A 14,719-nucleotide genomic window follows, 5' to 3' on the forward strand; every position below is an offset into this window, starting at 1 on the left:
AGTAAGCTATTATTTAGAATAAAGCTCAACTATAAGTTGTTCTTCAATTGGGAAGTCAATGTCTTCTCTAGTAGGTAATCTAAGTACCTTTCCTTCATATTTTTCTGCATCAACTTCTAACCATGAACTAGCTCCCCAAACTTTTTCTTCTGTTTCTTTAAATATACCATTTTTTCTTGAAGTTTGCTTAACTGAAACAACATCATTTACAGATAATCTGTATGAAGGTATATCTACTTTTTTTCCATTGATTAAAAAGTGTCCATGTGTAATTAATTGCTTTGCTTCATCTCTTGTTCTAGCAAAGCCCATTCTATAAACAATATTATCAAATCTAAGTTCTAAAAGAGTAAGTAGGTTTTCACCAGTAATGCCATCCATTTTACTTGCTATTAAAAATAATTTATGGAATTGTTTTTCTAATACTCCATAAACGAATTTGGCTTTTTGCTTTTCCTTTAATTGCATACCATATTCGCTAACCTTTGCTCTTGAGTTTCCTGGATTTCTATTAGATTTTTTATTGTAACCTAAAACTTGAGGTTCTACTCCTAAAGCTCTAGCTCTTTTTAATATAGGTCCTGTGTATCTTGCCATTATCTCACCATCCTTTACTATACTCTTCTTCTTTTTGGTGGTCTACAACCATTGTGAGGAATTGGAGTAACATCTTTAATCATACTTATTTCAAGTCCTGTAGCTTGAAGAGATCTAATAGCTGCTTCTCTTCCTGATCCTGGACCTTTAACATACACTTCTACAGATTTTAAACCATGTTCCATAGCTTTTTTAGCTGCTGATTCAGCTGCTTCTTGTGCTGCAAAAGGAGTAGATTTTCTTGAACCTCTAAAACCTAATTGTCCAGCTGAAGCCCATGAAATTACATTGCCATTTGTATCAGCAAGTGTAACCATTGTATTATTGAAAGTTGAAACAATATGAGCTTGGCCTTTTTCAATATTTTTACGTTCTCTTCTCTTTACACGAGTTGGTTTTCCCTTAGCCATAATCTACCTCCTTACTTATTCTTAGCTGCTAGCTTTCTAGGACCTTTTCTAGTTCTAGCATTGTTTTTAGTATTTTGACCTCTTACAGGAAGACCTCTTTTATGTCTAAGTCCTCTGTAACAGTTAATTTCTCTTAACCTCTTGATGTTCATAGAAACATCTCTTCTTAAATCCCCTTCAACAGGGTACTTGTCAAGCTGATCTCTTATTGCTCCGATTTCAGCTTCTGTAAGATCTTTTATTCTAGTATCTGGATTAACGCCAGCATCTTTAAGAATCTTGTTAGATCTACTTCTGCCAACTCCATAGATATAAGTTAAGCCAATCTCAACTCTTTTTTTCTCTAGGTAGGTCGACGCCTGCAATTCTTGCCAAATTATTTACCTCCTATTAACCTTGTCTTTGTTTATGTCTAGGATTTTCGCAAATCACCATAACTTTACCTTTTCTTTTGATGATTTTGCATTTTTCACATATTTTTTTAACTGATGGTTTTACTTTCATTACTTCCTCCTAATAATTTACTTCTTTCTCCAAGTAATTCTACCTTTAGTTAAGTCATAGGGTGAAAGTTCAACAGTAACCTTATCTCCTGGTAAGATTCTTATATAATTCATCCTAAGTTTACCTGAAATGTGTGCTATTATTTCGTGACCATTTTCTAGTCTAACTTTAAAAATCGTATTTGGCATAGAGTCTACTACTACGCCTTCAACTTCTATAACATCTTTTTTAGACATTCAATCCTCCTTATAAAAGCCTTGTTATATTAAGGATAATAAATCTCGTAATATTCTATTTCTATTTTCTGGGCTAAGTCCTTCACTACTTTCAATATCAATAACATCCTTATATAAGTAAAGATGTTTTATATTTTTTAGTTTAGGATTCTCAAAACCTCTATCTCTACCGTTAACTACAAGTACCCTATTATTTTCAAGGACACTTTCGATGACATAAATTTTATTAAAATCTCGACCGGACTTAGACCTTACAACTCGGCCTTTAATAACTTCAATGGTCATTTTCTAGCAAACCTCGAAAGAAGTGATAAGATTTCTATCTAAGAGCATCTAAAATTTCCTTTGAGATTTCATCTATAGCTTTAGTTCCATCAAAGTTTTTAATTTTACCTTGCTTTTCGTAGTAATCAATAAGGACTTTTGTGCTATTATTATAAACATCAATTCTATTTTTTACAGTTTCTTCTTTATCATCATCTCTTTGAATTACATTTTTTCCACAAAGATCACATTTACCATTTTCTTTTGGTGGATTGTTATCAATATGATAAGAAGCTCCGCAATTTTCACAAACTCTTCTTCCGCTTAGTCTTTTAACAAGAACTTTAGCGTCTACATCAATATTTATAACCCAATCTAATTCTAAAGATCTTTCTTTTAAACCTTCATCAAGAGCCTTAGCTTGATTTAAAGTTCTTGGAAAACCGTCCAGTAAAAAACCATCCTTACAGTCATCTTGGTCTAATCTGTCCCAAACAATTCTAGTTGTTAGTTCATCTGGTACTAGTTCTCCTTTTTCAAGATAACCCTTTACTTCTTTTCCAAGTTCTGTTTCTTCCTTGATATTTTTTCTAAAAATATCTCCAGTTGAAATATGAACTATATTTAAAGCATCTTTAATATTTTGCGCTTGAGTTCCTTTTCCGGCTCCTGGAGGGCCGAGTAAAATAAGTCTCATTTAATCCTCCTAGCTTACTTGTTTAAAAAACCCTTGTAGTGTCTCATTAATAACATTGATTCCATTTGTCTAAATGTTTCAAGTACAACACCAACTACGATGATTATTGAAGTACCACCAAATTGAATGTTTAGTGAGAAAATAGCTGAAAGAATTGTAGGTAATACATAAAGTATTGCTAGTGCTAAAGCTCCAACAAATGTAATCCTTGTTAAAATTCTATTCATATATTCACCTGTAGGTCTACCAGGACGAATTCCTGGGATAAATCCACCTTGTTGTTGTAAATTTTTTGAATATTCAACAACATTAAATTGAATAGCTGTATAAAAATATGCAAAAACAAATATTAATAAAACAGCTAATACATTCATAATAACAACCCCTGGCATCATTGACATAGAGAAGTACTTATCAGCAAAAGTTCTGAAGCCTCCTCCTATTAATAAACCAAGAGTTTGTGGAAGAGCAAGTAGTGAAGAAGCAAAGATTATTGGCATAACCCCACCCATATTAACTTTCATAGGAATATGAGTAGATTGTCCGCCATACATCTTTCTACCAACAACTCTTTTTGCATATTGAACAGTTATTCTTCTTTCACCTTCACTTATTAAAATAACTCCAACAATAACAAGTAAAATAGTAGCTAAAATTAAAATAGCTTTTATAGGATTAATTGTTCCATTAATAACTCCCTTACCCCAAAGTCTAGCAGTATGAGGTAATCTTGAAACAATACCTATAAAGATTAGAATTGAGATACCATTTCCAATTCCTTTTTCTGTTATTAAATCTCCAAGCCATACTAAAAACATTGAGCCTGCAACTACAACTAAAATGATTGCAGCTTCTTGTATAAATCCCTTTGCTACAATCGCTTGAGCAAAAAGTGTATTTGAAATTGCAATACCTTCTAAAACAGATAGTATTACAGCACCATATCTTGTATACATTTGAATTTTCTTTTGTCCAGCTTCGCCTTCCTTAGAAAGTTCTTCTAAAGATGGTATAGCATAAGTTAAAAGCTGTAAAATAATTGATGATGTAATATATGGATAAATACTAAGTGCAAATATTGAAAACTTACCTAAAGATCCCCCAGAAAGAAGGTCCATAAAGGAAAGAATATTTCCACCCATTTGATTAAATATACCTTTTAAAATTGAACTATCCACAAATGGAACTGGTATAGCATTGCCAAGTCTAAAAACTACGATCATTAAAAGTGTGAATAGTAATCTTTGTCTTATTTCTTTAACCTTTAAGGCATTATTAAATGTCTTAAACATTTAGATCACCTCGCTCTTTCCTCCAGCCTTTTCGATCTTTTCAATCGCTGATTTTGTGAATTTATTTGCTTTTACATTTAGTTTTTTAGTAATTTCTCCATCGCCTAAGATCTTTAATCCATCAACAAGATCTCTTTTTTTGATAAGGCCATTTTCTATTAATACTTCTGGAGTAATTTCAGCTCCATCTTCGAACATTTCTAGCTCACTAACATTAACTGTAGCAAATTTTTTCTTAAAAATGTTGTTGAAGCCTCTCTTAGGAAGTGATCTGAATAAAGGAAGTTGTCCCCCTTCAAATCCAGGTCTTACTCCACCGCCACTCCTTGAGTTTTGTCCGTCTCTACCTCTTCCAGCAAGTTTTCCCCAGCCTGAAGCGTGTCCACGACCTACTCTTTTTCTCTTCTTAACTTCTCCGCCTTTTGCAGGCTTTAAGTCGTGTAGTCTCATGAAATATCCTCCTAAATTAGATTTCTTCTACTTCTACCATAAAATCAACTGCTTTAATCATACCCCTAATTGCTGGAGTATCTTCCTTTTCAACAACTTGTCCAATTTTTCTAAGTCCAAGAGCTTCAACAGTTCTTCTATGTTTTTCAATTCTACCGATATTACTTCTAATTAATTTTATTTTTAACATTTTAAAACTCCTATCCTAAAAGCTCTTCGACGCTTTTACCTCTAAGTCTAGCAACGTCTTCAGCTCTTTTTAAAGATTTTAAACCTTGAATAGTAGCATTAACAATATTTCTTGCATTTGCTGTTCCTAGTGATTTACTTCTTACATTTTTAATTCCTGCAAGTTCGCAAACCGCTCTTACTGCTCCTCCGGCAATAACTCCAGTACCTTCTGCAGCAGGCTTTAATAAAACTCTTCCTGCACCATAGATACCTGTAATTTCATGTGGAATAGTGTTATTAACAATTGGAACATTAATAAGATTTTTCTTACCATCTTGTATAGCTTTTTTTATTGCTTCAGGAACTTCAGCTGCTTTACCTGTACCAATTCCAACTTTTCCATTTCCGTCTCCTACAACAACTAGTGCTGTAAATCTGAAATTTCTACCTCCACGAACTACTTTAGTTACACGGCCGATATGAACAACTCTTTCAAGTAATTCATCTTTAGATTCTTTTTTAGACTCTTTTTTGAATTTGTCCATTTTCTACCTCCTACTAAAGCTTTAAGCCAGCTTCTCTAGCTGCTTCACAAAGAGCCTTTACTCTTCCATGATACTTATAACCACTTCTATCGAAAACTGCTTCTGTAATACCTTTTTCTATTGCTTTTTTTCCAATTGCCTCTCCAACCTTTTTGCAAGCTTCAATATTTAAGCTTTCTGATTTAAGGTCTTTATCTAAAGTTGATGCACTTAGGATTGTAACTCCTTTAACATCATCAACTAATTGGCAATAAATGTTACTATTTGATTTATATACAGTAAGTCTAGGTCTTTCGAAAGTTCCGGTAACTTTTTTTCTAACTCTTAGGTGTCTAGCTTTTCTATTTGCTTTTTTATCTACCCTATTTAACATTTCCTTTCTCCTTTCTACTTACCAGTCTTACCGACTTTTCTTCTTATATGTTCATTTTCGTATCTAACACCTTTTCCCTTATATGGTTCAGGTGGTCTTTGATCTCTTATTACCGCTGTATAATTACCTAGTTGTTGTTTGTTAATTCCATTAACAACAATAGTTAATTGATCCGGAACTACAGTTTCTATTCCTTCTGGATCTGTAAATTTTATTTCATGAGAATATCCAAGATGTAAGATAAGATCTTTGCCTTGCTTTTGCGCTCTATAACCAGTACCTTCTATAATAAGTTTTTTTGAAAAACCATTAGTTACACCTTCTATCATATTAGCTACAAGTGTTCTAGAAAGTCCATGTAAAGACTTATATTTTTTATCTTCTGAAGATCTTTCAAAAGTTATTACATTATTCTCAATATTTATTTTAATACCACTATCTATCTTTTCGCTAAGAGTTCCCTTAGGTCCTTTAACTTCAACTAAATTATTATCATGAAGTTTAACTTCTACACCTTGTGGGATCTCGATTGGCTTAAGGCCGATTCTTGACATATATTCCTCCTTAAAACTAAGCTATAAATATTATCTATTACCAAACGTAACAGATAACTTCTCCACCTACACCAAGTTCTCTTGCAGACTTATCAGTCACAATTCCCTTGGAAGTAGATATTATAGCAATACCAAGTCCACCAAGCACCTTAGGAACTTCATCTTTTCTAACATAAACTCTAAGACCTGGCTTAGAAATTCTTTTTATTCCAGAGATAACCTTCTCTTCATTTGGTCCATACTTTAAATCAACTGTTATAGTTCCTTGAACATCTCCTTCAGTCACATTATATCCATTTATATAACCTTCATCTAGAAGAATTTGTGCAAGAGATTTTTTAACATTTGAAGCAGGAATTTCTACAGATGAATGCTTAGCATTATTAGCATTTCTAATTCTTGTAAGCATATCTGCGATAGGATCTGTAAACATATTTTTCCTCCTCTTGATATTACCAGCTGGCTTTTTTAACTCCAGGGATTTCGCCTTTGTAGGCAAGTTCTCTAAAACAAATACGGCAGATGCCATATTTTCTTAAATAAGCATGAGGTCTACCACAAATTTTACATCTAGAGTAAGCTCTAGTTGAATACTTTGGTTTTCTACCTTGCTTAGCTATAATTGATTTTTTTGCCACTTAAGTCCTCCTTATTTTTTAAAAGGCATACCCATAAGTTCTAAGAAAGCTTTTGCTTCCTCATCACTTTTAGCTGTTGTAACAATAACTACGTCCATACCTCTAATTTCATCAACTTGATCATAAACAATTTCTGGGAAAATTAATTGTTCTTTAAGTCCTAGTGAATAATTTCCCCTTCCATCAAAGCTGTTAGCCTTGATTCCTCTAAAGTCCCTAACTCTTGGTAGAGCAATAGAAACTAATTTATCTAAAAAGTCATACATTTTTTGGTTTCTAAGAGTAGTTTTACATCCAACAGACATACCTTCTCTTAATTTGAAGTTTGCTATTGATTTTTTAGCCTTAGTAACTACAGGTCTTTGTCCACTAATAATAGTCATTTCTTCAACAGCTTTTTCTAAAGCTTTAGGGTTATCCTTTGAAGAGCCAAGTCCCATATTAATTACTATTTTTTCTAACTTAGGTACTTCCATAATATTTTTATATTCAAACTTTTCCATTAAAGCAGGAACTACCTCATTAATATATTTTTCCTTCAATCTGGAAGTCATTTACATTACCTCCTTCCTGTTATTTGTCAAGCTCATAATTGCTTTTCTTTAAATATCTAACTTTTTTGCCATTTGAATCGATTCTAATACCGACTCTTGAAGCTTTTCCAGTTTTTGGATCATATATTCCAACATTTGAAACATCTATTGGAGCTTCAGACTTAACAATACCTCCAGGATTTTGAGGTCCTCTAGGTTTTTGATGTTTAGATACGATATTTACACCTTCAACTATTACTTTATTAGCTTTAGGATTTGTACTAAGAACTTTGCCCTTACGGCCCTTGTCCTTACCAGCAATAACAACTACAGTATCACCTGTTTTTATACGCATAATATCCTCCCCGCTATAAAACTTCCGGTGCTAGAGAAATTATCTTCATGAAATTTCCACTTCTTAATTCTCTTGTAACCGGTCCGAAAATTCTAGTACCCACTGGGTTTTTATCATCTTTTATAATTACGGCTGCGTTGTCATCAAAAGAAATATATGAACCATCAGATCTTTTTAAACTATCTACAGTTCTTACTATAACTGCTTTTACAACGTCACCTTTTTTTACCACTCCGCCTGGAGCAGCAGCTTTAACTGAACAAACAACAATATCGCCGATTCTTGCATACTTTTTATTAGTACCACCAAGTACTCTTATTACAAGCAATTCTCTAGCACCTGAGTTGTCTGCAACTCTCATACGACTCTCTACTTGAATCATAATAAGCCTCCTTCTTAAAACAAGATTACTTAGCTTTTTCTACTATGTTTACAAGTCTCCATCTTTTTGTCTTAGATAGAGGTCTTGTTTCCATGATAGCAACTTTGTCGCCAATTGCACATTCTTGTAATTCATCATGTGCTTTAAATCTATTAGTTCTTTTAATTTTTTTCTTATAAATTGGATGAGTAACAAAAGATTGAACTTCAACCACTATTGTCTTATCCATCTTGTTAGATACAACAGTACCAACGATTACTTTACGGGCTTTTCTTTCCATCCTAAGCCTCCTTCATGTTTTTAAGTTCACGTTCACGCATAGTAGTTTTTACTCTTGCTATATCCTTTTTAACGCCTTTAATAAGCATAGGATTTTCTAGCTGACCTGTAGCGTGTTGGAAACGTAAATTGAAAAGCGATGCTTTAAGATCTTTTAACTTCTCATTTAGCTCATTATCATTTAATTTCTTGATTTCACTGATTCTCATTAAGCTTCACTCTCCTTTTCTCCTGGTTCTTCTTTCTTAACAAACTTAGTTTTTATTGGAAGTTTGTGAGCTGCAAGTCTCATAGCTTCTCTAGCTATTGATTCATCAACTCCACCCATTTCGAATAAAATTCTACCAGGCTTAACAACAGCTACCCAATACTCAGGAGCACCTTTACCGGATCCCATTCTAACTTCAGCAGGTTTTTTAGTAACGGGTTTGTCTGGGAAAACTTTAATCCAAACATTACCGCCCCTTTTTATATATCTAGTCATCGCACGTCTAGCAGCTTCTATTTGATTTGCTGTCATCCAGCAAGGATCAAGAGCTTGAAGGCCATATTCACCATAAGTAATGGTATTTCCTTTATGAGCAAGACCTTTCATTCTGCCTCTATGAACTCTACGATACTTAACTCTTTTTGGTAACAACATAGCTTTTATCCTCCTATGTTAATTATTTTCTCTTTTACCAGCAGATTTTTGAGAGTTATTTCTCTTTGAATAATTAGCATTTCTCCTATTATCCCTTCTATTTCTGCCAGGTTTTTTCTTATTATCTCTTTTATTTCTATTATCTTCAAGATTTTCCATACCAGGAATAATTTCACCCTTGTATAGCCAAACTTTAACACCAAGCTTACCATATGTTGTATCTGCTTCTGTAAAGCCATAATCAATGTCAGCTCTTAAAGTTTGTAGTGGAATAGTTCCTTCAGAGTAGCCTTCAGTTCTAGCCATATCAGCTCCTCCAACTCTTCCTGAAACTTGAGTCTTAATTCCCTTAACGCCAGCCTTCATAGATCTTTGAATAGCTTGTTTCATAGCTCTTCTAAAAGAAATTCTTCTTTCTAGCTGACCTGCAATACTATCTGCTACAAGTTTAGCATCAGTATCTTGATTTTTTATTTCTTCAATATTTACAATAACTGATTTACCAGTTAATTTTTCTAATTTAGCCTTAAGTGCTTCAACTCCAGCTCCACCTTTTCCAATAACCATTCCTGGTTTTGCAGTAAAGATAGTAACCTTAATTTTGTTAGAAGCTCTTTCAATTTCTACCTTAGAAACGCTGGAATTTATTGTTTCTTTTTTTACCAGTTCTCTAACTTTATAATCTTCAACTAAAAGATCCCCAAAATCTTTTTTATCAGCGAACCATTTAGAATCCCAGTCTTTAATGATTCCTACTCTTAAACCATGAGGATTTACTTTTTGACCCATTATTTTTCCTCCTCAGATACTTCTCTAACAACACAACCAATATGGCTAGATCTCTTTAGAATTGGATATGCCGCCCCTTTAGCCTTAGGATGAAATCTCTTCATAACTGGAGCATTATTTGCATAAGCCTTTTCAACTATTAACTTATCTCTATCTAAACCAAAATTATTTTCAGCGTTAGCTATTGCAGATTTTAAAACTTTTTCTAAAAGTCTAGCACCTTTTTTAGGTGTAAATCTTAAAATTGCTAAAGCTTCATCTACTTGTTTACCTCTAATTTCTTTACAAATAAAATTTACCTTTAGAGGTGATATTCTAAGATATTTACCTTCTGCTCTTGCTGTTTGTCCCATAATATACCTCCTATTTTAACTTGGTCGCTTTTTCGTTTTTGCCAACGTGACCCCTGTAAGTTCTAGTAGGAACAAATTCTCCAAGCTTGTGTCCAACCATATCTTCAGTTATATAAATTGGAAGGTGTTTTCTTCCATCATGAATTGCAAAAGTATGTCCAACAAATTCGGGAAAATAGTTGAGCGACGTGACCAAGTCTTTATAACTTTTTTATCATTTTTTTCGTTTAATGCTTCAACCTTTTTCATTAAGTGTTCATCGACAAAAGGTCCTTTTTTAACCGATCTACTCATTTAATCCTCCTTATTTAGGTCTTCTTCTTATAATATAAGCGTTAGATTTTTTGTTTCTGTCTCTAGTCTTAAGACCAAGAGCTTTCTTTCCCCAAGGAGTCATAGGAGATGGTCTTCCGATAGGAGCTCTACCTTCCCCACCACCATGAGGGTGATCTACTGGGTTCATTACAGATCCTCTTACATGAGGTCTTTTACCCATATATCTTTTTCTACCAGCCTTACCAATAGTAACAAGTTCATGTTCTAGGTTTCCAACTTGGCCGATTGTAGCCTTACATTCTAAGTGAATTAATCTAAATTCTCCAGAAGGAAGTCTAAGTGATGCAAATTTGCCTTCTTTACCCATAATTTGAGCTTCACTGCCAGCAGTTCTAGCAATTTGTCCACCTTTACCAGGTTTCATCTCAACATTGTGAATAGTTGTACCAACTGGAATATCTTTTAATTTTAATGCATTTCCAACAACAATATCAGCATTATCTCCAGATTCAATCATATCCCCAACTTTAAGTCCCTTTGGAGCAATAATATATCTTTTTTCGCCATCTAAATAGTGAATAAGAGCAATATTGCTAGTTCTATTTGGATCATATTCAATAGAAAATACCTTTCCTGGAACGCCATCTTTATCTCTTTTAAAATCTATAATTCTGTATTTTCTCTTAACTCCGCCACCTCTAAATCTTACAGTGGTTCTACCGTAAGAGTTTCTACCAGCTTTTTGGTTTAAACTTACAGTAAGTGATTTTTCAGGTGTTGTCTTAGTAATTACATCAGAGTACTTCAACACAGACATTGAACGAAGTCCAGGAGAAGTAGCCTTGTATTTTTTTATAGCCATTTAAATATACCTCCTGCTACATGCCTTCAAAGAAATCTATAGCCTTTGAATCTTCAGTTAAAGTAACAATAGCCTTTTTCCAATCAGGTCTTTTACCTTTTGTAGCTCCTTGTCTTTTAACCTTTCCAACAACATTCATAGTGTTAACACTTTTAACCTTAACACCAAAAATAGTTTCTACAGCCTTTTTTACTTCAGATTTTGTAGTTCTTTTATTAACTTGAAAAATATATTTTTTAAGTTCAGCCTCATCCATACTTCTTTCAGAAATAATAGGCTTAATAATTATATCGTGAGAGTTAAGCATTACGCATATACCTCCTCAATTACATCAAGAGCATCCTTTGTTACAAGTAAAAACTCTCTATTTAAAATATCATAAACATTAAGATTGTTTGCGCTTAGCACATCAACCTTAGGAATGTTTCTAAATGATCTAATAACAGTTTCGTCTTTTTCTTTAGTTACAATGCAGCAGCTCTTAATTTCTAACTTCTTTAATATCTCAGATGCTGACTTAGTTGAAATCTTGTCCATAGATAATGAATCTAAAACAATAACCTCTCCATCTAATGCCTTCTGAGATAAAACAGATTTTAAAGCAGCTCTTTTAACTTTTTTTTGGAATAGAGTAACTGTAGTCTCTTGGCTTTGGTGCAAAAACAACTCCGCCACCTCTCCATTGTGGAGAACGAATACTACCTTGTCTAGCTCTACCAGTACCTTTTTGTCTCCAAGGCTTTCTTCCTCCGCCTCTTACTTCAGCTCTGGTTAAAGCAGATTTAGTTCCTTGTCTTCTATTCGCAAGAGTATTTTTAACAGCTTCATAAACAGCGTGCTCTTTTACTTCGGCTCCAAAAACACTTTCAGATAATTCTATTTCTTCAAGTTTTTCTTTTGAAGTATTTAAAACATTAACCTTAGTCATATTAACTCCTCCCATTACTTAGAAGACTTAACAGTCTCTTTGATAGTCACAAGAGAACCCTTAGGTCCTGGGATAGCACCCTTTAAAAGGATTAAGTTCTTGTCTGCAATAACCTTTACAATAGTAAGGTTTTGAACAGTAACTCTCTCGTTACCCATCTTACCCATAGCCTTGCGGCCTTTCCAAACTCTACCAGGGTAAGTTCCAGCACTTCTAGCACCTTGAACTCTATGAGATTTAGAACCGTGTTTTTCAGGTCCTCTACCATAATTGTATCTCTTAATAGCACCTTGAGTTCCTTTACCCTTACTAGTACCTACAACATCAACATGGTCACCATCGGCGAAAATGTCAACTTTAATTTCATCTCCAGCCTTATAAGCCTCAGTGTCTTCAACTCTAAATTCTCTCAAATATTTTTTGAAAGAAACGCCAGCTTTTTCAAAGTGACCTTTCAGAGGTTGAGTTGTGTGTTTTTCTTTTTTGTCGATAAACCCAACTTGAATTGAATTATATCCATCAGTTTCAGCTGTTTTAACTTGAGTTATAATATTTGGTTCAGCTAAAACTACACTTACAGGAGTAACTATACCATCTTCATCAAAGATTTGAGTCATCCCTATTTTTTTACCTAAAATTCCTTTCACTAATTACACCTCCATATACGTATAGCGGACTAATCTAGTAGTCTTACTACGACATGTAACCGCTTAAAGCTTAATTTCTATATCTACGCCAGCTGGTAAGTTTAACTTCTTAAGAGCTTCTAAAGTCTTAGGATTTGGTTCAATAATATCAATAAGTCTCTTGTGAGTTCTTTGTTCAAATTGTTCTCTAGAGTCCTTATACTTGTGAACCGCTCTTAAAATAGTAACAACTTCTTTTTCAGTAGGTAGAGGGATAGGTCCTGAAACCTTAGCATCAGTTCTTTTAACTGCCTCTACAATTCTCTTAGCTGATTGATCAATAACTTCATGATCATAAGCTCTAAGTCTAATTCTAATCTTTTGTTTAGCCATAACTAAACCCTCCTCTAAAATTTTTAATCCGAGAAGGCCGATACACTTAACCGGGTGTGCCATACCAGTTTTTTAAAAAAAAGACTTCTAAAAGTCTTTAAGTATCCTTACTTCTCGCCCGAGTCTAAGCTCAAACATGCTCCGCAGAAATTACCCTGCTCTAAATCGGCAAGCAACCTTCTGTTTCTACGCCTTATTTATAGCACTGGTATATAATATCAAAAGTATTATTTAATTTCAAATATTTTTCAAAAAAAAAGTAAAATTAATTTTAAATATTACGAGTTCTTAACATTTTGTCTAAATCATAAAAATCCCTGGAAATTATGGATAGTAAATAATTTCTTTCATTATATATTATATATAATATATATTAATAATTAAAGAGTTTTTACAAATAACTATCTTATTTTTGTAACAAATTTAAAAGTAGCTAAAAAATATTTATTCTATAAGATTATATTTATTCTAAAAGCTAGGAAAAATTTATTATAAAAAAACTGTTCCAGTAATTAATGATATTTACTCCCATTACTATAAAACTAGTAAGGATAGGTAATGTCAAAAATTAAGAACAGCTTTTATATTTATTATTTTAATTATTAAAATGCCTTAGACCTTATTTAGAATATTCGTCAAAAGCTTCTAAAACTTTCCCAGCATATACTCCGCCTGGTCCGCCTTGCATAAGAACTGATACGGCATAAAGTTCAGCCAAAGATTCTCTTGTTCCTCCTACTTCTTTATACATTTTAGTATGATAAGCTATACAAGCTTCACATCTAGTTGCAACTGCAAAAGATAAAAACATTAATTCCTTTGTTACAGGATCTGTTGCTTTTAAATTTCCAAGAGTAGCTGCAAGTTTACCATTGGCTTCAAAAAATTCAGGTATAAGCTTTTGTTCTTCTCCAGTATTATTTCCTAAACATTCTAACATTTCAGTATATTTACCCATAATATCCTCCTAAATTTTATTTTATACTTATATTATAACTTAAAATATACATATTATTTATTCGATTTCTTTATATATATGCTAAACTTATAAGATTTTCTTATGGATAATATTTATTGAAATTGAAATAAAAAACTCCTTTAAAAATTTATCAAAAAAGAGAGGAAAAATCCTCTCTTTTAAAGTTACATTATAAAATACTCATGGTATATAAGACCGAGCTTATTTAAATTTTCAATAATTTCTTCATCATCACTATAAACTCTCGCTGAAGTTCCACACGATGAAGATAGGGCCCTAGGCACAGGCATTAATTTTACATCAATATTTATTTTTTTAAGGTCCTTTTCAAATTTTAAAGCCTGACTTATTGTGTCAAATGTAAATATATATTCTTTAGTCATTATTTTCTACATACAAGTTTGAAGCTATCTCCATCTTCTTTAACTTCAACCTTATATCCAGACCCTTCTAAAAATCTAGTAACATTTTCTTTAGAAACATTTGTGTCAACTAAAACTTCAAGTTCTTTTTCTCCAGAATCAGCTGCATTTTTTGTTAAAATAACTGGTTCAGGGCAAGATAATCCTCTAGTATCAACTACTTTCATT

General features: G+C 33.0%; 29 protein-coding genes and 3 pseudogenes. All 32 read right to left on the reverse strand.

What is annotated here, in order from left to right; all coding sequences use genetic code 11:
* Positions 1 to 9: 9 nt before the first annotated feature.
* Positions 10 to 597 (reverse strand): 30S ribosomal protein S4, encoded by a 588-nt coding sequence (rpsD, locus tag VLK81_RS08730; protein ID WP_324620232.1) that lies wholly within the window; start codon positions 595 to 597, stop codon positions 10 to 12.
* A 17-nt stretch (positions 598 to 614) separates the two neighbouring features.
* Positions 615 to 1,007: a 30S ribosomal protein S11 gene (gene rpsK / locus VLK81_RS08735; RefSeq protein ID WP_324620233.1), complete on the reverse strand. Its 393-nt coding sequence runs from the start codon at positions 1,005 to 1,007 to the stop codon at positions 615 to 617.
* 11 nt (positions 1,008 to 1,018) lie between these two features.
* Positions 1,019 to 1,382: pseudogene (gene rpsM / locus VLK81_RS08740) on the reverse strand (30S ribosomal protein S13).
* Between the two features lie 15 nt (positions 1,383 to 1,397).
* Positions 1,398 to 1,511, reverse strand: coding sequence for a 50S ribosomal protein L36 (gene rpmJ, locus VLK81_RS08745; protein WP_324620234.1), 114 nt, complete (start codon positions 1,509 to 1,511; stop codon positions 1,398 to 1,400).
* Positions 1,512 to 1,528: 17 nt separating this feature from the next.
* Positions 1,529 to 1,747: a translation initiation factor IF-1 gene (infA, locus tag VLK81_RS08750; RefSeq protein ID WP_324620235.1), complete on the reverse strand. Its 219-nt coding sequence runs from the start codon at positions 1,745 to 1,747 to the stop codon at positions 1,529 to 1,531.
* A 24-nt stretch (positions 1,748 to 1,771) separates the two neighbouring features.
* Positions 1,772 to 2,032, reverse strand: coding sequence for a KOW domain-containing RNA-binding protein (locus VLK81_RS08755; RefSeq protein ID WP_324620236.1), 261 nt, complete (start codon positions 2,030 to 2,032; stop codon positions 1,772 to 1,774).
* Positions 2,033 to 2,066: 34 nt separating this feature from the next.
* On the reverse strand, positions 2,067 to 2,708 hold the full coding sequence (locus tag VLK81_RS08760) for an adenylate kinase (RefSeq protein ID WP_324620237.1): 642 nt from the start codon (positions 2,706 to 2,708) through the stop codon (positions 2,067 to 2,069).
* Between the two features lie 14 nt (positions 2,709 to 2,722).
* A complete protein-coding gene (gene secY, locus VLK81_RS08765) occupies positions 2,723 to 4,000 on the reverse strand; it encodes a preprotein translocase subunit SecY (RefSeq protein WP_324620238.1) in 1,278 nt (425 codons plus the stop codon).
* Positions 4,001 to 4,450, reverse strand: a complete 450-nt coding sequence (rplO, locus tag VLK81_RS08770) for a 50S ribosomal protein L15 (RefSeq protein ID WP_324620239.1) — start codon at positions 4,448 to 4,450, stop codon at positions 4,001 to 4,003.
* 16 nt (positions 4,451 to 4,466) lie between these two features.
* Positions 4,467 to 4,640: a 50S ribosomal protein L30 gene (gene rpmD / locus VLK81_RS08775; protein ID WP_324620240.1), complete on the reverse strand. Its 174-nt coding sequence runs from the start codon at positions 4,638 to 4,640 to the stop codon at positions 4,467 to 4,469.
* 10 nt (positions 4,641 to 4,650) lie between these two features.
* Entirely contained in the window at positions 4,651 to 5,166 is a 516-nt protein-coding gene (gene rpsE, locus VLK81_RS08780) for a 30S ribosomal protein S5 (protein ID WP_324620241.1), read from the reverse strand.
* A 13-nt stretch (positions 5,167 to 5,179) separates the two neighbouring features.
* A complete protein-coding gene (rplR, locus tag VLK81_RS08785) occupies positions 5,180 to 5,539 on the reverse strand; it encodes a 50S ribosomal protein L18 (RefSeq protein WP_324620242.1) in 360 nt (119 codons plus the stop codon).
* Positions 5,540 to 5,553: 14 nt separating this feature from the next.
* Entirely contained in the window at positions 5,554 to 6,093 is a 540-nt protein-coding gene (gene rplF, locus VLK81_RS08790) for a 50S ribosomal protein L6 (protein WP_324620243.1), read from the reverse strand.
* A 37-nt stretch (positions 6,094 to 6,130) separates the two neighbouring features.
* Positions 6,131 to 6,526: a 30S ribosomal protein S8 gene (gene rpsH, locus VLK81_RS08795; protein WP_324620244.1), complete on the reverse strand. Its 396-nt coding sequence runs from the start codon at positions 6,524 to 6,526 to the stop codon at positions 6,131 to 6,133.
* Between the two features lie 19 nt (positions 6,527 to 6,545).
* Positions 6,546 to 6,731, reverse strand: coding sequence for a type Z 30S ribosomal protein S14 (locus VLK81_RS08800; RefSeq protein WP_324620245.1), 186 nt, complete (start codon positions 6,729 to 6,731; stop codon positions 6,546 to 6,548).
* 11 nt (positions 6,732 to 6,742) lie between these two features.
* Positions 6,743 to 7,285, reverse strand: coding sequence for a 50S ribosomal protein L5 (gene rplE, locus VLK81_RS08805; RefSeq protein WP_324620246.1), 543 nt, complete (start codon positions 7,283 to 7,285; stop codon positions 6,743 to 6,745).
* A 19-nt stretch (positions 7,286 to 7,304) separates the two neighbouring features.
* On the reverse strand, positions 7,305 to 7,619 hold the full coding sequence (gene rplX / locus VLK81_RS08810; protein ID WP_324620247.1) for a 50S ribosomal protein L24: 315 nt from the start codon (positions 7,617 to 7,619) through the stop codon (positions 7,305 to 7,307).
* Positions 7,620 to 7,632: 13 nt separating this feature from the next.
* Positions 7,633 to 8,001 (reverse strand): 50S ribosomal protein L14, encoded by a 369-nt coding sequence (gene rplN / locus VLK81_RS08815; protein WP_324620248.1) that lies wholly within the window; start codon positions 7,999 to 8,001, stop codon positions 7,633 to 7,635.
* 25 nt (positions 8,002 to 8,026) lie between these two features.
* Complete coding sequence (gene rpsQ / locus VLK81_RS08820; RefSeq protein ID WP_324620249.1) at positions 8,027 to 8,281, reverse strand: 30S ribosomal protein S17; 255 nt, start codon at positions 8,279 to 8,281, stop codon at positions 8,027 to 8,029.
* Position 8,282: 1 nt separating this feature from the next.
* A complete protein-coding gene (gene rpmC, locus VLK81_RS08825; RefSeq protein ID WP_324620250.1) occupies positions 8,283 to 8,489 on the reverse strand; it encodes a 50S ribosomal protein L29 in 207 nt (68 codons plus the stop codon).
* On the reverse strand, positions 8,489 to 8,923 hold the full coding sequence (rplP, locus tag VLK81_RS08830; protein WP_324620251.1) for a 50S ribosomal protein L16: 435 nt from the start codon (positions 8,921 to 8,923) through the stop codon (positions 8,489 to 8,491). Before rplP ends, rpmC begins: the two co-directional genes overlap by 1 nt.
* An 18-nt stretch (positions 8,924 to 8,941) precedes the next feature.
* On the reverse strand, positions 8,942 to 9,712 hold the full coding sequence (gene rpsC / locus VLK81_RS08835) for a 30S ribosomal protein S3 (RefSeq protein WP_324620252.1): 771 nt from the start codon (positions 9,710 to 9,712) through the stop codon (positions 8,942 to 8,944).
* Positions 9,712 to 10,065: a 50S ribosomal protein L22 gene (gene rplV / locus VLK81_RS08840; protein ID WP_324620253.1), complete on the reverse strand. Its 354-nt coding sequence runs from the start codon at positions 10,063 to 10,065 to the stop codon at positions 9,712 to 9,714. Before rplV ends, rpsC begins: the two co-directional genes overlap by 1 nt.
* 10 nt (positions 10,066 to 10,075) lie before the next feature.
* Positions 10,076 to 10,359: pseudogene (gene rpsS, locus VLK81_RS08845) on the reverse strand (30S ribosomal protein S19).
* Positions 10,360 to 10,369: 10 nt separating this feature from the next.
* Entirely contained in the window at positions 10,370 to 11,203 is an 834-nt protein-coding gene (rplB, locus tag VLK81_RS08850; RefSeq protein ID WP_324620254.1) for a 50S ribosomal protein L2, read from the reverse strand.
* 16 nt (positions 11,204 to 11,219) lie between these two features.
* Entirely contained in the window at positions 11,220 to 11,510 is a 291-nt protein-coding gene (gene rplW / locus VLK81_RS08855) for a 50S ribosomal protein L23 (protein WP_324620255.1), read from the reverse strand.
* A pseudogene (gene rplD, locus VLK81_RS08860) lies at positions 11,510 to 12,131 on the reverse strand (50S ribosomal protein L4). Before rplD ends, rplW begins: the two are co-directional and overlap by 1 nt.
* A gap of 14 nt (positions 12,132 to 12,145) precedes the next feature.
* Positions 12,146 to 12,778, reverse strand: a complete 633-nt coding sequence (gene rplC, locus VLK81_RS08865; RefSeq protein ID WP_324620256.1) for a 50S ribosomal protein L3 — start codon at positions 12,776 to 12,778, stop codon at positions 12,146 to 12,148.
* 63 nt (positions 12,779 to 12,841) lie between these two features.
* Entirely contained in the window at positions 12,842 to 13,150 is a 309-nt protein-coding gene (gene rpsJ, locus VLK81_RS08870) for a 30S ribosomal protein S10 (RefSeq protein ID WP_324620257.1), read from the reverse strand.
* A gap of 619 nt (positions 13,151 to 13,769) precedes the next feature.
* Complete coding sequence (locus tag VLK81_RS08875; RefSeq protein WP_324620258.1) at positions 13,770 to 14,108, reverse strand: carboxymuconolactone decarboxylase family protein; 339 nt, start codon at positions 14,106 to 14,108, stop codon at positions 13,770 to 13,772.
* Positions 14,109 to 14,293: 185 nt separating this feature from the next.
* A complete protein-coding gene (locus VLK81_RS08880; protein WP_324620259.1) occupies positions 14,294 to 14,512 on the reverse strand; it encodes a DUF3343 domain-containing protein in 219 nt (72 codons plus the stop codon).
* Positions 14,512 to 14,718, reverse strand: coding sequence for a sulfurtransferase TusA family protein (locus VLK81_RS08885; protein ID WP_324620260.1), 207 nt, complete (start codon positions 14,716 to 14,718; stop codon positions 14,512 to 14,514). The genes VLK81_RS08880 and VLK81_RS08885 overlap by 1 nt, the downstream gene beginning before the upstream one ends.
* Position 14,719 lies beyond the last annotated feature (1 nt).

Source organism: Citroniella saccharovorans (assembly GCF_035481615.1).
Classification (GTDB): domain Bacteria; phylum Bacillota; class Clostridia; order Tissierellales; family Peptoniphilaceae; genus Citroniella; species Citroniella saccharovorans.

Excerpts from the sequence above, each read along its gene's own strand:
- rplE (WP_324620246.1), bottom strand. The coding sequence starts at position 7,285 with ATGACTTCCAGATTGAAGGAAAAATATATTAATGAGGTAGTTCCTGCT.
- VLK81_RS08885 (WP_324620260.1), bottom strand. The coding sequence starts at position 14,718 with ATGAAAGTAGTTGATACTAGAGGATTATCTTGCCCTGAACCAGTTATT.
- rplF (WP_324620243.1), bottom strand. The coding sequence starts at position 6,093 with ATGTCAAGAATCGGCCTTAAGCCAATCGAGATCCCACAAGGTGTAGAA.
- rpsH (WP_324620244.1), bottom strand. The coding sequence starts at position 6,526 with ATGTTTACAGATCCTATCGCAGATATGCTTACAAGAATTAGAAATGCT.
- rpmC (WP_324620250.1), bottom strand. The coding sequence starts at position 8,489 with ATGAGAATCAGTGAAATCAAGAAATTAAATGATAATGAGCTAAATGAG.
- rplX (WP_324620247.1), bottom strand. The coding sequence starts at position 7,619 with ATGCGTATAAAAACAGGTGATACTGTAGTTGTTATTGCTGGTAAGGAC.
- rpsQ (WP_324620249.1), bottom strand. The coding sequence starts at position 8,281 with ATGGAAAGAAAAGCCCGTAAAGTAATCGTTGGTACTGTTGTATCTAAC.
- rpmD (WP_324620240.1), bottom strand. The coding sequence starts at position 4,640 with ATGTTAAAAATAAAATTAATTAGAAGTAATATCGGTAGAATTGAAAAA.
- rplB (WP_324620254.1), bottom strand. The coding sequence starts at position 11,203 with ATGGCTATAAAAAAATACAAGGCTACTTCTCCTGGACTTCGTTCAATG.
- rplP (WP_324620251.1), bottom strand. The coding sequence starts at position 8,923 with ATGTTGTTACCAAAAAGAGTTAAGTATCGTAGAGTTCATAGAGGCAGA.
- rpsC (WP_324620252.1), bottom strand. The coding sequence starts at position 9,712 with ATGGGTCAAAAAGTAAATCCTCATGGTTTAAGAGTAGGAATCATTAAA.
- rpmJ (WP_324620234.1), bottom strand. The coding sequence starts at position 1,511 with ATGAAAGTAAAACCATCAGTTAAAAAAATATGTGAAAAATGCAAAATC.
- rplR (WP_324620242.1), bottom strand. The coding sequence starts at position 5,539 with ATGTTAAATAGGGTAGATAAAAAAGCAAATAGAAAAGCTAGACACCTA.
- VLK81_RS08875 (WP_324620258.1), bottom strand. The coding sequence starts at position 14,108 with ATGGGTAAATATACTGAAATGTTAGAATGTTTAGGAAATAATACTGGA.
- infA (WP_324620235.1), bottom strand. The coding sequence starts at position 1,747 with ATGTCTAAAAAAGATGTTATAGAAGTTGAAGGCGTAGTAGTAGACTCT.
- VLK81_RS08760 (WP_324620237.1), bottom strand. The coding sequence starts at position 2,708 with ATGAGACTTATTTTACTCGGCCCTCCAGGAGCCGGAAAAGGAACTCAA.
- rplO (WP_324620239.1), bottom strand. The coding sequence starts at position 4,450 with ATGAGACTACACGACTTAAAGCCTGCAAAAGGCGGAGAAGTTAAGAAG.
- rpsJ (WP_324620257.1), bottom strand. The coding sequence starts at position 13,150 with ATGGCTAAACAAAAGATTAGAATTAGACTTAGAGCTTATGATCATGAA.
- rpsE (WP_324620241.1), bottom strand. The coding sequence starts at position 5,166 with ATGGACAAATTCAAAAAAGAGTCTAAAAAAGAATCTAAAGATGAATTA.
- rplW (WP_324620255.1), bottom strand. The coding sequence starts at position 11,510 with ATGCTTAACTCTCACGATATAATTATTAAGCCTATTATTTCTGAAAGA.
- rpsD (WP_324620232.1), bottom strand. The coding sequence starts at position 597 with ATGGCAAGATACACAGGACCTATATTAAAAAGAGCTAGAGCTTTAGGA.
- rplV (WP_324620253.1), bottom strand. The coding sequence starts at position 10,065 with ATGGGACAAACAGCAAGAGCAGAAGGTAAATATCTTAGAATATCACCT.
- rplN (WP_324620248.1), bottom strand. The coding sequence starts at position 8,001 with ATGATTCAAGTAGAGAGTCGTATGAGAGTTGCAGACAACTCAGGTGCT.
- VLK81_RS08880 (WP_324620259.1), bottom strand. The coding sequence starts at position 14,512 with ATGACTAAAGAATATATATTTACATTTGACACAATAAGTCAGGCTTTA.
- secY (WP_324620238.1), bottom strand. The coding sequence starts at position 4,000 with ATGTTTAAGACATTTAATAATGCCTTAAAGGTTAAAGAAATAAGACAA.
- rpsK (WP_324620233.1), bottom strand. The coding sequence starts at position 1,007 with ATGGCTAAGGGAAAACCAACTCGTGTAAAGAGAAGAGAACGTAAAAAT.
- VLK81_RS08755 (WP_324620236.1), bottom strand. The coding sequence starts at position 2,032 with ATGACCATTGAAGTTATTAAAGGCCGAGTTGTAAGGTCTAAGTCCGGT.